Below are 15,496 nucleotides of genomic sequence, written 5' to 3'. Positions count from 1 at the left end.
GTTCCTCAGCGACCGCTCAACATGGCGCGCAGCGTGCGCGGTACCAGTGCCACCATCAGCACGTGCACCAGCACGAACGCGGCCAGGCCCGCCATGCTGAAAAAATGGACCCAGCGCGCGCCCTCATAACCGCCCATCAGTTCACGCAAGAGCGGAAACTGCACGGACTTCCAGAGCACCAGGCCTGAGAGCACCAGCAGCACGCTGTCGACCATCACGAAGAGATAGGCCAGGCGCTGCACGGTGTTGTAGTGCTGCGGGTCGGTGTGGGACAGACGCCTCTGCAAGGCTGCGCGCAGATCGGCCAGCAGGGCCCGGGGGGCAAGAGGAATGAACTTGCGCCGCAGGCGGCCGGTTCCCAGATTGAGCAGCAGGTACAGCAGGCCGTTGGCCACCAGCACCCACATGGCCGCGAAGTGCCACTGCAGGGCGCCCCCCAGCCATCCCCCCAGGGTGATCCCGTTCGGGATCGAAAAACCCAGGAAGGTCGTGGCGTTGTAGATGCGCCAGCCGCTCATCATGAGCACGAGCACGGCCAAGGCATTGAGCCAGTGCGTGGCGCGCAACCATCCAGGATGGATGACGGGCAGGGGTTGTGTGTCGGTTGGCTTCATGGCGTGTTGTTGTGCTGGTTCCGGGTAGTAGTTCGGTGTCGCACCGGCACGGGTTACAGTTCCCGGCAGAAAACCAAAAAATATTTTTTGCGCCCGCTGTAACCCAAAGCCTTCATGGAACGAACAGTAGAAAGAGATGCCCGCTTCTCGGCCACCGAGCAGCGGCTGCGTGATTTGCTGCTGCAGGGCCTGCGAGGTGACGCGCCGGCCTACCACCGCTTCCTGAAGGACCTGAGCGCCTACCTGCGCGCCTATTTCAGGAAGCGGCTTTTCCAGCGACCCGACGACATAGAGGACCTCGTGCAAGAAACACTGCTCGCGGTGCACAACCAGCGCCATACCTACCGGCAGGACCAGCCCCTGACGGCCTGGGTGCACGCCATCGCCCGCTACAAGTTGGTGGACCTGTTGCGCGCCCGCGCCTCGCGTGAGGCGCTGACCGATCCGCTGGACGACGAAGTCGAGGTGTTTGCCGCGTCCGACACCGATGCCGCCGACGCGCGCAAGGATCTGGGCCAGTTGCTCACCACCTTGCCCGATCGGCAGCGCTTGCCCATCGTGCACGTCAAGCTTGAGGGCCTGTCCGTGGCAGAGGCCGCCAAGCTCACGGGCATGTCGGAGTCGGCCATCAAGATCGGCGTGCACCGCGGCCTCAAGGCCCTGGCCGCCAGAATCAAGGGGACCCCATGAAAACCGAAGAACTCGTTTCGCTGCTGGCCACCGGCGCGGCCACCGTGCCCGCGCACGCCGTGGGCCGGCGCTACGCCATCGGCCTGGGCCTGGGCCTGCCGGCGGCGTTTCTGCTGCTGTTGGCCACCCACGGCCTGCGCCCCGATCTGTCGCATGTGTTGGTGGAGTGGACCTTCTGGCTGAAGTTTGTCTTTGCTGGCCTGCTGGCGCTGGCCGCTCTGGTCGCGACCGAGCGCCTGGCCCGCCCCGGCATGCGCCTGGGTCGCGTATGGGCGGCGCTGGCCGCCCCTGTCTTGCTGCTGTGGATGCTGGCCGGTGTGGTGCTCTTGGAAGCCACGCCCGATCAGCGTCCCGGCCTGGTCTTGGGCAGCACCTGGAAGACCTGCCCCTTCAGCATCGCCCTGATCTCGTTACCGCTGTTCGCGGCCACGCTCTGGGTCCTGCGCGGCCTGGCGCCCACGCGGCTGGCACTGGCCGGTGCTGGCGCCGGCTTGCTGGCCGGTGCGATGGGCACGCTGGTCTATGCACTGCACTGTCCGGAATCGGGGGCGCCCTTCATCGCGCTCTGGTATGTCCTGGGCATCGCCATCCCCACAACGGCGGGGGCGCTGCTGGGGCCGCGGGTGCTGCGCTGGTAGGCGGCATGACACCGGCGATTTCTCAAGCCAGTTTTGTTTTGAAAAGGTTCACCGTGCGTGACCAGGCCAGCCTGGCCGCTTCGGCGTCGAAGCGGGGCGTGGTGTCGTTGTTGAAGCCGTGCTGGGCGCCGGCATAGACAAAGGCCTCATAAGGCTTGCCGGCCGCCTTGAGCGCAGCCTCGTACTCGGGCCAGCCCGCGTTGATGCGCGGGTCTTCACCGGCGTAGTGGATCAGGAGCGCGGCCTTGATCCTGGCCACGTCCTGCGCGGGCGGCTGTCGCCCGTAAAAGGGCACGGCCGCCGCCAGTTCGGGGACCTGGGTGGCCAGCAGATTCACGATGCCCCCGCCATAACAAAAGCCCACGGCCCCGACCTTGCCAGTACTCTCTGGCAGGGCGAGCAGGGCGCGTGCAGCGGCCAGGAAGTCGTTGGCGGTCTTGCCGCTGTCGAGCTTCGCAAACAGCTCGCGCGCCTTGTCTTCGTCACCCGGATAACCGCCCAGGGTCGTCAGCGCGTCGGGTGCCAGGGCCAGGAAACCGTCGAGGGCCAGTCGGCGCGTGATGTCTTCGATGTGTGGGTTGAGCCCACGGTTTTCGTGGATGACCAGCACGGCAGGCAGTCTGGCGCTGGTGCGCGCCGGTTTACAGAGATAGCACCTGATCGTGCCATTGCCCTCGGCGGAAGGCAGGGTGATGAAACGTGTTTCCAGGCGCGGGTCATTCGGGGGGGACCTGCTGCGCCTCGGCGAATTTGGGGCTCAGCGCCACCAGCAGCCCGGCAGCGGCCGTGGATGAGCCGACCAGCTTGCTGGCCATGTCCAGGAAACTGCGCCGGCTGATGTCGCCATGCACATAACGGTCGAACAGTTGCAGCACTTCGGGCTGGAAGTCCTGGGCGGTCAAGCGTGTCATGGCGCGTCTCCTTCAGGTGTGGGGGCTCAAACAGACGAGTTGTGAAGCTCAGGGCTGCGCCGGCAGCATGCCCTTCGCGCGGATGGTCTGCGCGGCCTCCGTGCTGCTGAGGGTCGCCAGGAAAGCCTGGGCGGCCTGCGCGTGGCTGCTGCCCGCGCTCACGGCACCGGCATAGGTGGTGTAGTTCTGGATGGCTTCGGGCAGCGGGGCCACCAGCTGCGCACCCTGCACGGGCAGGATCTCGCTGATCTGGTGGATGGCCAGGTCGGCCTCGCCGCTCACCAGCTTGTCGGCCACCAGGCCGCCGGGCACCAGCACGGCCTTGGCGCGCACGGCCTCGGCGATGCCCATGCGCTGGAACAGCCCGTCCAGGTAGATGCCGCTGGAGCCACCGGCGGCCGGGTCGATGTAGGCCACCTTGCGCGCAGCAAGTACCGCCTGCTTGAAGTCCTCCACGCTGGCCATGGCTGGCTGGGGGGCGCCGGCCTTCACGGCCACACCGATGGCCACCTTGGCCAGCGTGGCCACGCTGTCAGCTTTCACCTTGCCCTCGGTGGCCAGGGTCTTGAGCCCGGCCGGCGTCAGCACCAGCACGTCGAAGCTTTCACCGGCGGCGATGCGCTTGGCCAGCGCGCCGGCGGTGTCGTTCTGCACATCGACCTTGTGGCCGGAGCGCGCCTCGAAGGCCGGCACCAGGGCCACCACCACCTGCTTGAAGGCCCCCGTGGTCAGCACCTTGATGGTGTCGGCCTGGGCCAGGGTGCCCGTGAGGGCCAGGGCGGGGAGCAGCAGGACGGAAAGCAGGCGCATGTGAGATCCCTTGTATAAGTGTGGTGGGGGCATTCTAGGGAGCATGTCCGCCGCCGCCAAGAGCAAGGCTCTGGCATGCATCATGCTTTGATCAGGGGGTGTCTTTGACGGGAGGAAGCTTGCGATGCTGATTGAACTACTGCTCCTGGCGCTGGGTATCGTGATTGGCTACAACATCCGCTACGAAAAGCGCCTGCATGACGAGAATCTGGTGCTGGACCAGGTGGACGCCAGGATCAGGCGCGAACTGGCCGTCGCCCAGAACCTCAACGACAGCCTGCAGAAGGATGTGGCCGAGTTGAAGGAGCAACTGTCGGCAAGGGCTTCCTCCGCGCAGCGTGAGGGTCCGCGTGCCAGGGCGGGCATGGAGGCCTCCCTGCAGATCGGAAAATGAGAAGGGGCCTTGGGGCCCCGTTCTTTTATTTGATCCGGCTGTCCCTGAAAGCGGACACCACCTTCTGCCGGGAGAGCAAGGCGCTGATGAACGCAGTGCGCTGCATGGCGGGGGAGAACTCCGGATTGCGTCGGGACCAGCTTGCATAAGCAGGGCAGGACGAATGCGGCTGGCACGCACTGACCTCCTGCTCTTCAAGGTACTGGCATTGGTGCAGCTGCTCGTTGGTGGCGGCGTAACCGTCGAAGATCTCGGTGACCGGGCCGCGCTTCATCAATGTCGCGCAGCGCTCCAGCGTCACCTTGAGTTCCTGTGGAGTCTTCTCGGGTGGAAAGGCCACCTTCACTGTCTGTGCCCAGCTTTGCGGGGCCAGGGTGGCGATGAGGGCGCACATCAACACATGGTTCAAAGCAGTCTTCATGGGATCCTCCTGTATGTTTTCCTGTCAGACAGTCTAGGAATCAAACAATGACGCAACGGTGACGACAAAAGAGCCGAAGGCACAGTGAGTGAACGGAATGATGTGTCTGTGCAAATGGCTGCTTTCATCCATCAAGAAACGTGCCGGCCGAAACCGGGGGGCGCTCGCTGGAATGGCACTTCCCTGCGCCAAAAGTGGGGTCATCGCACCGGATGCATGCGCGCGCCGCACCAAAAAGAAACGGGCCCCAGCGGGGCCCGTTTGTCATGGCGGAGTGGCTTACATGCCGCTGTAGTTCGGCCCGCCGCCGCCTTCGGGCGTGACCCACACGATGTTCTGCGTCGGGTCCTTGATGTCGCAGGTCTTGCAGTGCACGCAGTTCTGCGCGTTGATCTGCAGGCGGTCGCTGTTGTCGTCGTTCTTCACGAACTCGTAGACGCCGGCCGGGCAGTAGCGGCTCTCGGGGCCGGCGTACTTGGCCAGGTTGATGCTCACGGGCACGCTGGCATCCTTGAGCGTCAGGTGGGCGGGCTGGTCTTCAGCGTGGTTGGTGTTGCTGATGAAGACGCTGCTCAGGCGGTCGAAGGTGAGCTTGCCATCGGGCTTCGGGTACGGGATCTGCGCGCACTCGGCCGCGGGCTTGAGGCGGGTGTGGTCGGCTTCCTTGCGGTGGATGGTCCACGGCGGATTCTTGATGCCGAGCTTGGGCAGGAACCACTGTTCGATGCCCGTCATCAGCGCGCCGACGAGGTTGCCCTTCTTGAACCACTGCTTGAAGTTGCGCGAGCGATTCAGCTCGGTGTGCAGCCAGCTCCGTTCAAACGCGGCAGGATAGGCGGCCAGTTCGTCGTGCTGGCGGCCGGCGCCGACAGCTTCGTAGATTGCTTCGGCGGCCAGCATGCCGGTCTTGATGGCGGCGTGGCTGCCCTTGATGCGGCTGGCGTTCAGGTAGCCCGCATCACAACCCACGAGGGCGCCGCCCGGGAACACGGTCTTGGGCAGGCTCAGCAGGCCGCCGGCCGTGATGGCACGTGCGCCGTAGCCGATGCGCTTGCCGCCTTCGATGTGCTTGCGGATAGCCGGGTGCGTCTTCCAGCGCTGCATTTCCTCGAAGGGGCTGAGCCAGGGGTTCTGGTAGTCCAGGCCGGTGACAAAACCCAGCGTGACCTTGTTGCCCTCGGAGTGGTAGAGAAAACCACCGCCGTAGGTGCTGTTGTCCATGGGCCAGCCGGCGGTGTGCACCACACGGCCGGGCTGAGCCTTGTCTGCCGGTACTTCCCACAGTTCCTTGACGCCGATGGCGTAGCTCTGCGGGTCCTTGCCTGCGTCGAGCTTGTACTTGGCGATGATCTGCTTGCCGAGGTGGCCGCGCGCGCCTTCCGCAAACACGGTGTACTTGGCATGCAGTTCCATGCCGAGCTGGAAGCTGTCTGTGGGCTCGCCGTCCTTGCCTATGCCCATATTGCCTGTGGCCACGCCCTTGACGGAGCCGTCCTCGTTGTAGAGCACTTCGGCGGCGGTGAAGCCGGGGAAGATTTCCACGCCCAGGGCTTCGGCCTGTTCCCCCAGCCATTTGGTGACCAAGCCCAGGCTGATGACGTAGTTGCCTTCGTTGTGGAAGCAGTCGGGCACGAAGAAGTTGGGGGTGCGCTTGGCGCCGGTCTCGGACAGGAAGAGCACGTCGTCGCCGGTGACGGGCTGGTGCAGCGGGGCGCCGAGTTCCTTCCAGTTGGGGAAGAGTTCGGTCAGGGCGATCGGGTCCATGACCGCGCCTGAGAGGATGTGGGCGCCGGGCTCGCCGCCTTTTTCAAGCACGACCACGGAGACGTCCTTGCCTTTTTCAGTCGCCAACTGCTTGAGGCGGATGGCCGTGGCCAGGCCACCGGGGCCGCCGCCGACAACGACCACGTCGTATTCCATGGCTTCGCGAGGGCCGAACTGGGCGAGGATTTCCTGGTTGGTCATGGTCGTGTCTCTGTACTGATCGCTTGATAATGGGGCTGAAGCCGGGCCGGATGTTAGGGGCAAACCCGACCCTGGCCTGTCGGATCCGTGACTGATTTTAAATCGGAACGGCTGCAAAATAGAACGGTCGTTCTATTTTTGTCGGGTATTTTTCGAAAGGGCCCACCATGGCTTACAGCATCGATCTTTCCGGCCGTGTGGCCTTCATCACCGGCGCCTCGGGCGGCTTGGGCGCGCAGTTCGCCCGCACCCTGTCCAAGGCTGGCGCGGCCGTGGTGCTGGCGGCGCGCCGCATGGAAAAGCTCAAGGACCTGCGCGCGCAGATCGAAGGTGAGGGGGGCGACGCCCATGTGGTGGAACTCGACGTGACGGACCTGGGTTCCATCCGTGCAGCCGTGGCGCGGGCCGAGACCGAGGTAGGCTCCATCGACATCCTGATCAACAACTCGGGTGTGAGCACCACCCAGCGCATCGTCGACGTGACGGAGGAAGACTACGATTTCGTGCTGGACACCAACACCAAGGGCGCCTTCTTCGTGGCGCAGGAAGTGGGCAAGCGCATGCTGGCGCGCGCCAAGGGTGCGGCGCCGGGCACGTTCACGGGCGGGCGCATCATCAACATCGCTTCCATGGCCGGGCTCAAGGTGCTGCCGCAAATCGGCATCTACTGCATGAGCAAGGCCGCCGTGGTGCACATGAGCCGCGCCATGGCGCTGGAGTGGGGCAAGTTCGGCATCAACGTCAACGCCCTGTGCCCGGGTTACATCGACACGGAGATCAACCACCACCACTGGCAGACCGAGCAGGGCCAGAAGCTCATCGCCATGCTGCCGCGCAAGCGCGTGGGCCAGGCGGCAGACCTGGATTCCGTGCTGGTGATGCTGTGCGCCAACGAGAGCCATTTCATCAATGGCGCCGTGATCCAGGCCGACGACGGCTTCGCGACCTGAAGGTCCCCGGCCGCGTGGCCGGGTCTTGATGCAGGTCATGAACAGACAGGCAAAGCGGCGCAAAATCCGCGCATGCCTGTCATCAAAATTCCGCCCGCCGAGTTGCGTCTGGCCGTTGATGCCGACGCCCTGGGTTTTGCCGACACGTCCGAGCTCCTGGGCCTGCCACTGCCCTGGATAGGCCAGGAAAGGGCCGAGCAGGCTGCGCGTTTCGGCCTGCAGATGGACGCGCCGGACTACAACCTCTTCGTGCTGGGTGAGGTGGGCAGCGGGCGCAGCACGTTGCTGACGCAGATGATGCGCGAGGTGGCTGCCGGCCGGCCGGTGCCGCCGGATCTGTGCTACCTGCACAACTTCGATGCGCCCGAGCATCCGCGCGCGCTGCGCATGCCACCGGGCCAGGGGCGCCAGCTGCGCAGCCTGATGCAGCAGCTGCTCAAGACCCTGCAGGCCGAAATCCCCAAGCGTCTGGATGGTGAGGACTTCCGCGCCGAAAGCGCACACCTGCAGAAGACCTACAAGGCCGAGGACATGCGCGTCTACGCCGAGCTGGACGCGTACGCGGAGGCGCGCAGCTTCGCCATCATCCGTGACGAGGGCCACCTGGTGCTGACCCTGCGCGACGACAAGGGTGAGCCCATGACCGAGGGCAAGCTGCTGGCCCTGCCCAAGGAAAAACGTGCCGAGGCGGACCGGCTGGAAGAGGAGCTGCGCGGCGAGATCACCCGTTACCTGGAGAAGACGCGCGCGCTGGAGCGCGTGAAGAACGAGGGCCTGGCCGCACTGCGTCGCCAGGTCATCAAGCCGCTGCTGGAGCATGAGTTGCAGGAGATCCGCAGCGAGCTGCGCAAGCAGATCAAGGACACGGTCAAGCTGGGGAGCTACCTGGACCAGGTGGCGCACGATGTGCTGGAGAACCTGGAGCTGTTCCAGCCCGTGGACGAGGAGGACGAGGTGCGCCAGCTTGCCCTGGCCGAAGTGCTGGCGCGCTACCGCGTGAACCTGGTGGTGGACAACCAGGGCCGCGAGGGCGCACCGGTGATCGTAGAGGACAACCCGCTGTTTCGCACCCTGTTCGGCAGCATTGAGTACCAGAACGAAAACGACGTGCTGGTGACGGACTACTCGCGCATCCGCGCGGGCAGCCTGCTGCGCGCGCATGGCGGCTTCCTCATGCTGCACCTGCGCGACCTGCTGGCCGATGAGCCGGTGTGGGAAAAGCTGCGCCGTTTCCTGCGCAGCGCCCGCCTGCAGATCGAAGAGCCCGGCATGCTGTACGCGCCGATTGCCGCCGTGTCGCTGCAGCCCGAGCCGGTGGACGTGGACGTGAAGATCATCCTGGTGGGTTCGGTCGAGGAGTACTACGCCTTGCAGGAGGGTGACCCCGAGTTCGCGCGGCGTTTCCGCTGCAAGGTGGATTTCGCCGAGAGCTTCACGGCCAGCGATGCGACGCGACGCGCCACCGCCATCTTCGTGGCCCATACCTGTCGCAAGCTGGGCCTGCCGCATTTCAGCGCCGCTGCGGTGGCTGTGCTGCTGGAGGAGGCCCACCGCGAGGCCGAGGACCAGGCCCGCCAGAGCGCCATCTTCGCGCACAGCGAGGCGCTGCTGCTGGAGGCCGCCGCCATGGCGCGCGCGCGCGGCGCGGCGCTGGTGGATGCCGCAGACGTGCGGGCGGCACGGCAGGCGCGCACCCACCGCCATGACTACCCCGAGCAGCGCCTGCAGGAGACCATCAGCGACGGCGAACGCCTGCTCGACGTGGACGGCGAGAAGGTGGCACAGGTCAACGGCCTGACCGTGGTGGACCTGGGTGACTACCGCTTCGGTTTCCCGGTGCGCGTGACGGCCCGCACCCACGCGGGCGACGAAGGGCTGCTCAACATCGAGCGCGAGGTGGAGCTTTCCGGGCCTATCCACGACAAGGGGGTGCTCATCCTCAACAGCTACCTGGCAGCGCTGTTTTCCCATATCGCACCGCTGGCGCTCAACGCCGCGGTGGTGTTCGAGCAGGAGTACAGCGGGGTGGAGGGCGATTCGGCCTCCTGCGCCGAGTTCTATGCACTGCTTTCATCCCTGAGTGGCCTGCCGCTGCGGCAGGGCATCGCCGTGACCGGGGCAGTCAATCAGCACGGTGAGATGTTGCCGGTGGGCGGCATCAACGAGAAGATCGAGGGCTACTTCCGCAGCTGCGAACGCCTGGGCCTGAGCGGCGACCAGGGGGTGCTGATCCCGCAGCGCAATCGGCGCCATCTGATGCTGGAGCCGCGGGTGCTCGAAGCTGTCGAGCAGGGGCGCTTTCACATCTGGACGGCGGATTCGGCCGGCGAAGGCATGGAGCTGCTGACCGGCCAGCCCTTCGGCGCGCTGGAGGCCGGCGCGTATCCGGCCGGCACGGTGCTGGGCCGTGCGCAGAAGACACTGCAGGATTATCGCAAGGCCTGCCAGGCCTCGGGCACCAAGCCCGAGCGTCGCCCGCGCACGCTCAAGTAACGCCTTGCAAGGCAAGGTACATGGTGTACTGAAATACTCATCTACGTATACCGGTATTGGTATTATTCCGGCAATTCGTGTATCGTTCCGGCATCAGAAGATCACAGGGAGCCGGTGTCCGTGGCCGCGCATGATGGCCGTCAGCGGGCGTTTCAAAGGTTTCCTATGCTGAATCGGCTCAGTTTCAAGTTGAAGATCGCCCTGCTGGTGGCCGTTGCCCTCATTGCCGTTGCTGCGCTGACCGTGGTGACCACCTTGCAATCGCGCACGCAGACCACCGAAGCTCGCAAACAGCAATTGATCACCGCGGTCCAGGCAGCCCACGGCATCGTGGCTGGCTATCAGGCCCTGGCTGCCTCGGGCGCCATGCCTGTGGCCGAGGCGCAGAAGGCGGCGGCTGAAGCCGTGGGTCTGTCGCGTTACGGCGGCCCGGAGGGCAAGACCGAGTATTTTTATGTCTGGACGCTGGACGGCGTGGGTGTGATGCACCCGATCCGTCGCGAATGGAACGGCCAGAACATGATCGGCAAGATCAAGGATGGCTCCGGGGTGGACATCATCGTGGCCCTGATGGATGGCATGAAAAACAGCCGTGACGGCAAGGCCTTCGTGCCCACCAATTTCCCGCGCCCCGGCACCACCGTGCCCGTGCCCAAGCTGCAGTACGTTATCAAGGTGGACGGCTGGAACTGGATGGTGGGCTCGGGACTGTACACCGACGACCTCGATGCCATGGTGCGCCGCCAGATCATCCTCGGCGGCGTGGAGATGCTGGTGGCGCTGCTGATCATCGGGGGCATCGGCGGAGTGGTGTTCCGCTCGGTCATCCGCCAGATCGGCGGTGAGCCAGGCGTGGCCTATGAGGCCATGTCCGAAGTTGCGAAGGGCAATCTGGCGGTGGACCTGCCGCCGGCTCAGCCGGGCAGCATCATGGACGGCCTCGGGCAGATGGTGGCCTCGCTGCGCAAGCTGGTGGCCGAAGTACGCGGTGCTACCGACAGCATCGCCACCGCATCCAGCGAGATCGCACAAGGCAACGCCGACCTGTCGCATCGCACTGAGCAGACCGCCAGCAACCTGCAGCAGACCGCTTCGTCCATGGAGGAGCTGACCAGCACGGTGCAACAGACCTCGGCCAGCGCCAGACAGGCCAACCAGCTCGCGTCCTCAGCGGCCGAAGTGGCGGGGCGCGGTGGGGCGGTGGTGTCGCAGGTGGTCAGCACCATGGACGACATCAATGCCAGCAGCAAGAAGATCAGCGACATCATCGGCACCATCGATGGCATTGCCTTCCAGACCAACATCCTTGCGCTCAACGCGGCTGTGGAGGCCGCCCGTGCCGGGGAACAGGGCAGGGGTTTTGCCGTGGTGGCCAGCGAGGTGCGCAGCCTGGCGGGCCGCAGTGCCGAAGCGGCCAAGGAGATCAAGGCCCTGATCGGTGCTTCGGTGGAAAAGGTGGAGAGTGGTACCCGCCTGGTGGCCGATGCCGGCCAGACCATGGGCGAGATCGTCACTTCGGTCAAACGGGTCAACGACATCATTGCCGAGATACATACGGCCGCCGCCGAGCAGAGCCAGGGCATTGCCGAGGTGAATCAGGCCGTTGCACAGCTCGACCAGATGACGCAGCAGAACTCGGCCCTGGTGGAGGAAAGCGCCGCCGCCGCCAACAGCATGCGCGAACAAGCCCAGAGCCTGGCGCAGGTGGTGTCGGTATTCCGTCTGGGGAGCGAGGAAATGGGCTCCGCCAGCGCCGTGTCGCCTGTGGCTCGTCGCGCCGCAGCGCCAACGCCCGCAGCGATGAAGAGAGCATCGACACCCAAGGCCGCTACGGCCACGCCGCCTACGCTGGCGGTCGCCCCCAAGCCCGCAGTCGTGAAGGTCGCCAAGGCCGGGGACGACGACTGGGAGACCTTCTGACTCCGGGCTGAGCCGACCTTACTTGCCGCGCGCTTGCAGCGCGGTTTCGTAGGATTTTTTCAGATCGCTGTATTCCTCGCAGGGCAGGAAGCAGAGTCTGTTCAACGCGTCCAGGTGCTGCTTGGCCTTGTCGAGCTGTCCAAGCTGGATATAGGCTTCGCCGATGTACTCGTGCGCGCCGCGGTGCTTCGGGTCCAGCGTCAGGGCCTTGTTGTACGCGGCCAGCGATTCGTCGTAGCGCTTGAGATGGCGATAGCTGTAACCCAGCAGGTTGAAACCGTCGGCGCTGCCTGGGTGGCTGCGGGTGTAGGTGGCCAGCAGATCGGCGGCGGCGGGCCAGTCCTTCTTCTCGATCAGGGCACGGGCCGGCTTCAGTTCGTCGGAGGCCGCCGGGGCCGGGCTGATGTCGGCGGCCCAGCAAAGCTGGGCGCCCGACAGGACGAGTGAACCGGCGAGTAGTGCAAGTGACCTCATGGTGATGCTCCTGTGGGGAAGTGCGCCGGCGAGCCAGTTCGCGCGGCTTCCAAGCATAGGCGCCACAGGATGCCTTTGCAAGTCCAGTGGCGCACGCTGCTGGCGGACCGCAGCCTGGTCTGCGCGGGATGATCCCGGGTTGCGGATCCAGCCGATTGCGTTCTAATCCATGCACAGGAATCATTGGGGGGATCGCATGAATCTAGCCGGCAGGCCTCGTCTTTGGGGCCGGATGTTGCTTGGTCTGCTCATGGGGCTGTTGCTGGCTTCAATGGCCTTTGCGCAGGAGGATGCCATCGAGGCATCCTTCCAGAAGCTGTCCGCCGAGGATGAGCGACGCCTGCGCGCGATCCTGGCCGAGCCCCTGGTGCCTGGACAGCGCAGGCGTGATCTGGAGCGACAGGTGAGGGAAAAGAGCTTTGCAGCGCGACGCATGTCGGACGCGGTGGAGGAAGAGCGTGTCTTGCGTGAAGCGTTGCCCCTGCTTCCGCAGAGTTGGGTGCGCAATGATTTGGCCAACCTGCTGCGCGGGCGCGATATCCGTCAGGCCATCGCATTGCACCAGGAAGTTGCGGATGGGGCCGGCTACCTGAACAAGCCCTTCTACATGGGCAATCTTGCCTACGACTATTTCCTGGCATACGACAATTCGCAAGCCGTTGCCGTTCTGGACCAGGGGCTTGCCTTGCTGCAGCAAGGCCTGGACAAGGAAAACAGGGCCTTGCGTCGACGCGAACTGTTGCGCGGCGGCTACCGCCTGAACAATGTGTTGTCCTTGCTGGAAGAGCGAAGGGGCAATTGGCTGAAATCGATCGACGCGGCGCAACACTCGCTGGACTTCGCCCAACAGGCTTACGCCGTCCGGGTCGCAGGTGATCAGCCCAAGACGCAACAGCATCTTGCCGAGGATGTGGCCGGTGCCTGGGCCCGCAAGGCGCAGGCGCAGCGCGCGGCTGGGCGTTTCGCGGATGCCGAGGCCACCTTGCAAGGGTATGTCGGGTTTGCGGCCAAGGCCGCACTGCCAGTCTCTTACCGCGCAGGCATCTATCACGTCGCCGCCGCATTGAGGTTTGCGCAGCGCGATTTCGCACGGTCCGAGCAGCTGGCGCGCAAGTCCGACGCGATCCTGGAGGGACTGGGCAAGGACGCGCTCGACCCCGATCGCCTCAGTCGACGAAACAACCTCATGATTGCCCTGGCGGGGCAGAACAAGTGGCGCGAGGCGCTGGCGGAGATCGAGCGACTGGACCGCCTGGCCCAGGGCAATGAGGCGGCGCAAAGGCGCGTGCTGATGCGTTACGAGCGTGGCTGGGTCTACTTGGGCAATCAGCTCTACAGCCAGGCGGCACCCTTGTTCGAGCGGGTCGCTCGCGGAAATCTGCAGCTGTACGGCGTAGGGCATTACTTCGTCGCCCAATCCCAGGGCTTGCAGGGCGTCTGCCTGTGGCACATGGGCGGGACCGAGAACCGGCGCAAGGGGCTGGCACTGCTGCAAAAAGCTGTGGCCGATCTGATCAGTTCGCGCAATGCCGATTACCTGGACCAGTTCGGCATGCGTCCGGACGTGAGGCAGCTCATCGTCTCGACCTACATCGAGGCTGCAGCGCAGTCCGATAAGGACCTGGTGCTGGAGGCACTGGGTCTGGCCGACTGGCTGCGCGCCGGGGCGGTACAGGAAGCAATGGCCGATGCCGCCGTGCGCATGGCGGCCGGCACGCAGGGTCTGGCCGAACTGGTGCGGCAGGAACAGGATGCCAAGCATGAGATTCGGGGCTTGCGGACGTATCTCGAAGCGCAGGGCGGGACTACGCAGCTACTCTCATCCGACGCCGAGGCCAGTATGCGCGAGCGCGTGGCGCAGCTGGAGCAACAGCGAACCCAGTTGCAGGCGCGCATCAGGTCCGGTTTCCCCGAATACGAGCAACTGGTCCGTCCCTTGCCGCCTCGGATCGAGGAGGTCGGTGCACGGCTGGGGGATGACGAGGCTTTGCTGGTGGTCATGCCGGATGCCCAGGGCGTGAACCTCTGGGCCGTTCGTCAGGAGGCGGGGCGCACGCTCGCCCGGTTCCATCGGGCGCCCGTGCCTCATGCGCAGTTGAGCACCTGGGTGACCGGTCTGCGGCGCGGCCTGGAGAGTTATGCCCATGGGCAGGTGCAAGCCTTTGACGACGCGCTGGCTTACCAGGTCTATCAGGCGCTGGTGGAACCCCTGGCCGCTGAGCTCACGCCGCGTCGCAACTGGATCGTGGCGGCGTCGGGGCCCATGGCCGCACTGCCGCTGGCGGTGCTGCAAAACCGGCGCCGCGGCGGCGACGGGCAGCCGGCGTGGCTGATCCGGGAGGTCAGTCTGACCCAGGTGCCCAGCGTCGCGTCGTGGCTCAGTGTGCGCGGGCTCGACCGGCGGCAGTTGCCAGCACAGGCGCTGCTGGCCTGGGGTGACCCGGTGTTCGACAGCGTGCGGGTGGCGGCCAAGGGCGCGAAGATCCGCAATCTGGTCGTAGCGCGCGTCGAGGCGCCGCAGGTCGACGCTGCTCCTGCAGCGCCAGCGGCATCACCGTCCGCATACAGCGGCATTCCGGCGCTGCCCGATACCCGCGAGGAACTGCTGGAGATTTCGCGCGCCCTGGGGGCGGATGCCACCCACGATCTGCTGCTGGGCGCGCGTGCCACGCGTGCCAGCGTGCTGCAGGCGAATGCCAGCGGCGCGCTGGCGCAGAAGAAGGTGCTTGTCTTTGCCACGCACGGGCTGAAGGCTGGTGATCTGCCTGGTCTGACGCAGCCCGCGCTGGCGCTGGCCGCGGACGGAAGTGAGCAGCGCAACCCGCAGGGACCGCTGCTGCTGCTGGAGGATGTACTGGGACTCAAATTGAACGCCGACTGGGTCGTGCTTAGCGCCTGCAACACGGCCGCGTCGGATGGTCGCGCCGAGGAGGCTTTGAGCGGGCTCGCGCGAGGTTTTCTGTACGCCGGCGGACGCAGTCTGCTCGTCACGCATTGGGCGGTGGAAAGCGAGAGCGCCCGGCAGTTGACCACGCGCACCTTCGAACACTTCATGCGCGAGCCGCGGAGCTCACGTGCCGAGAACTTGCGCCAGGCCATGCTGGAGGTGATGGCCATGCCACAGTATGGCCATCCAGCTTTCTGGGCACCCTATGCCCTGGTCGGTGAACCGCGCCGATGACGGGGCTTGCTTCTTCTTTTCCGGCGCCCGGCCCG

14 protein-coding genes are annotated in these 15,496 nt (G+C 65.4%); 7 read left to right on the top strand and 7 right to left on the bottom strand.

Features of this window, described 5'->3' with window-relative positions; translation table 11 throughout:
• Positions 1 to 5: 5 nt before the first annotated feature.
• Positions 6 to 614 (bottom strand): cytochrome b/b6 domain-containing protein, encoded by a 609-nt coding sequence (locus tag AC07NT_RS09500; protein WP_498596701.1) that lies wholly within the window; start codon positions 612 to 614, stop codon positions 6 to 8.
• A gap of 114 nt (positions 615 to 728) precedes the next feature.
• On the opposite strand from AC07NT_RS09500, the gene AC07NT_RS09495 reads away from it, so the two are divergent.
• Positions 729 to 1,304 carry a sigma-70 family RNA polymerase sigma factor gene (locus tag AC07NT_RS09495; protein WP_498596702.1) on the top strand — a complete coding sequence of 192 codons (576 nt, stop codon included), beginning with the start codon at positions 729 to 731 and terminating at the stop codon, positions 1,302 to 1,304.
• Positions 1,301 to 1,942: an NrsF family protein gene (locus AC07NT_RS09490; RefSeq protein ID WP_498596703.1), complete on the top strand. Its 642-nt coding sequence runs from the start codon at positions 1,301 to 1,303 to the stop codon at positions 1,940 to 1,942. Before AC07NT_RS09495 ends, AC07NT_RS09490 begins: the two co-directional genes overlap by 4 nt.
• A gap of 22 nt (positions 1,943 to 1,964) precedes the next feature.
• Here AC07NT_RS09490 and AC07NT_RS09485 read toward each other — a convergent pair whose 3' ends face one another.
• The 3 genes from AC07NT_RS09485 to AC07NT_RS09475 form a co-directional block, all read right to left on the bottom strand.
• A complete protein-coding gene (locus tag AC07NT_RS09485) occupies positions 1,965 to 2,552 on the bottom strand; it encodes a dienelactone hydrolase family protein (protein WP_498596704.1) in 588 nt (195 codons plus the stop codon).
• A gap of 106 nt (positions 2,553 to 2,658) precedes the next feature.
• Positions 2,659 to 2,853 (bottom strand): hypothetical protein, encoded by a 195-nt coding sequence (locus AC07NT_RS09480; RefSeq protein ID WP_498596705.1) that lies wholly within the window; start codon positions 2,851 to 2,853, stop codon positions 2,659 to 2,661.
• A 48-nt stretch (positions 2,854 to 2,901) separates the two neighbouring features.
• A complete protein-coding gene (locus AC07NT_RS09475) occupies positions 2,902 to 3,663 on the bottom strand; it encodes a molybdate ABC transporter substrate-binding protein (RefSeq protein ID WP_498596706.1) in 762 nt (253 codons plus the stop codon).
• Positions 3,664 to 3,787: 124 nt separating this feature from the next.
• Here AC07NT_RS09475 and AC07NT_RS09470 point away from each other — a divergent pair, with 124 nt between their 5' ends.
• Positions 3,788 to 4,057, top strand: coding sequence for a hypothetical protein (locus tag AC07NT_RS09470; RefSeq protein ID WP_498596707.1), 270 nt, complete (start codon positions 3,788 to 3,790; stop codon positions 4,055 to 4,057).
• 25 nt (positions 4,058 to 4,082) lie between these two features.
• Here AC07NT_RS09470 and AC07NT_RS09465 read toward each other — a convergent pair whose 3' ends face one another.
• Positions 4,083 to 4,478 carry a hypothetical protein gene (locus AC07NT_RS09465; protein ID WP_498596708.1) on the bottom strand — a complete coding sequence of 132 codons (396 nt, stop codon included), beginning with the start codon at positions 4,476 to 4,478 and terminating at the stop codon, positions 4,083 to 4,085.
• Positions 4,479 to 4,757: 279 nt separating this feature from the next.
• Positions 4,758 to 6,443 carry an electron transfer flavoprotein-ubiquinone oxidoreductase gene (locus AC07NT_RS09460; protein ID WP_498596709.1) on the bottom strand — a complete coding sequence of 562 codons (1,686 nt, stop codon included), beginning with the start codon at positions 6,441 to 6,443 and terminating at the stop codon, positions 4,758 to 4,760.
• Positions 6,444 to 6,610: 167 nt separating this feature from the next.
• Between AC07NT_RS09460 and AC07NT_RS09455 the strand changes: the two genes are divergently transcribed.
• The 3 genes from AC07NT_RS09455 to AC07NT_RS09445 all read left to right on the top strand — a co-directional run bounded on the left by AC07NT_RS09455 (position 6,611) and on the right by AC07NT_RS09445 (position 11,806).
• Positions 6,611 to 7,393 carry an SDR family oxidoreductase gene (locus AC07NT_RS09455; protein ID WP_498596710.1) on the top strand — a complete coding sequence of 261 codons (783 nt, stop codon included), beginning with the start codon at positions 6,611 to 6,613 and terminating at the stop codon, positions 7,391 to 7,393.
• Positions 7,394 to 7,465: 72 nt separating this feature from the next.
• A complete protein-coding gene (locus AC07NT_RS09450; RefSeq protein ID WP_498596711.1) occupies positions 7,466 to 9,886 on the top strand; it encodes a Lon protease family protein in 2,421 nt (806 codons plus the stop codon).
• Positions 9,887 to 10,051: 165 nt separating this feature from the next.
• Positions 10,052 to 11,806: a methyl-accepting chemotaxis protein gene (locus tag AC07NT_RS09445; RefSeq protein ID WP_498596712.1), complete on the top strand. Its 1,755-nt coding sequence runs from the start codon at positions 10,052 to 10,054 to the stop codon at positions 11,804 to 11,806.
• Between the two features lie 18 nt (positions 11,807 to 11,824).
• Here AC07NT_RS09445 and AC07NT_RS09440 read toward each other — a convergent pair whose 3' ends face one another.
• The gene (locus AC07NT_RS09440; RefSeq protein WP_498596713.1) at positions 11,825 to 12,280 is read right to left on the bottom strand and encodes a tetratricopeptide repeat protein; all 456 of its coding nucleotides are present in this window, start codon (positions 12,278 to 12,280) and stop codon (positions 11,825 to 11,827) included.
• Between the two features lie 232 nt (positions 12,281 to 12,512).
• Here AC07NT_RS09440 and AC07NT_RS09435 point away from each other — a divergent pair, with 232 nt between their 5' ends.
• Positions 12,513 to 15,461 (top strand): CHAT domain-containing protein, encoded by a 2,949-nt coding sequence (locus AC07NT_RS09435; protein ID WP_498596714.1) that lies wholly within the window; start codon positions 12,513 to 12,515, stop codon positions 15,459 to 15,461.
• Positions 15,462 to 15,496: the final 35 nt, after the last annotated feature.

This window comes from Hylemonella sp. GW821-FHT10B10, from assembly GCF_059415585.1.
This window is presented reverse-complemented; position numbering and strand designations above follow the sequence as displayed.

Excerpts from the sequence above, each read along its gene's own strand:
- AC07NT_RS09440 (WP_498596713.1), bottom strand. The coding sequence starts at position 12,280 with ATGAGGTCACTTGCACTACTCGCCGGTTCACTCGTCCTGTCGGGCGCC.
- AC07NT_RS09500 (WP_498596701.1), bottom strand. The coding sequence starts at position 614 with ATGAAGCCAACCGACACACAACCCCTGCCCGTCATCCATCCTGGATGG.
- AC07NT_RS09490 (WP_498596703.1), top strand. The coding sequence starts at position 1,301 with ATGAAAACCGAAGAACTCGTTTCGCTGCTGGCCACCGGCGCGGCCACC.
- AC07NT_RS09495 (WP_498596702.1), top strand. The coding sequence starts at position 729 with ATGGAACGAACAGTAGAAAGAGATGCCCGCTTCTCGGCCACCGAGCAG.
- AC07NT_RS09445 (WP_498596712.1), top strand. The coding sequence starts at position 10,052 with ATGCTGAATCGGCTCAGTTTCAAGTTGAAGATCGCCCTGCTGGTGGCC.
- AC07NT_RS09460 (WP_498596709.1), bottom strand. The coding sequence starts at position 6,443 with ATGACCAACCAGGAAATCCTCGCCCAGTTCGGCCCTCGCGAAGCCATG.
- AC07NT_RS09450 (WP_498596711.1), top strand. The coding sequence starts at position 7,466 with ATGCCTGTCATCAAAATTCCGCCCGCCGAGTTGCGTCTGGCCGTTGAT.
- AC07NT_RS09480 (WP_498596705.1), bottom strand. The coding sequence starts at position 2,853 with ATGACACGCTTGACCGCCCAGGACTTCCAGCCCGAAGTGCTGCAACTG.
- AC07NT_RS09435 (WP_498596714.1), top strand. The coding sequence starts at position 12,513 with ATGTTGCTTGGTCTGCTCATGGGGCTGTTGCTGGCTTCAATGGCCTTT.
- AC07NT_RS09465 (WP_498596708.1), bottom strand. The coding sequence starts at position 4,478 with ATGAAGACTGCTTTGAACCATGTGTTGATGTGCGCCCTCATCGCCACC.
- AC07NT_RS09470 (WP_498596707.1), top strand. The coding sequence starts at position 3,788 with ATGCTGATTGAACTACTGCTCCTGGCGCTGGGTATCGTGATTGGCTAC.
- AC07NT_RS09475 (WP_498596706.1), bottom strand. The coding sequence starts at position 3,663 with ATGCGCCTGCTTTCCGTCCTGCTGCTCCCCGCCCTGGCCCTCACGGGC.
- AC07NT_RS09455 (WP_498596710.1), top strand. The coding sequence starts at position 6,611 with ATGGCTTACAGCATCGATCTTTCCGGCCGTGTGGCCTTCATCACCGGC.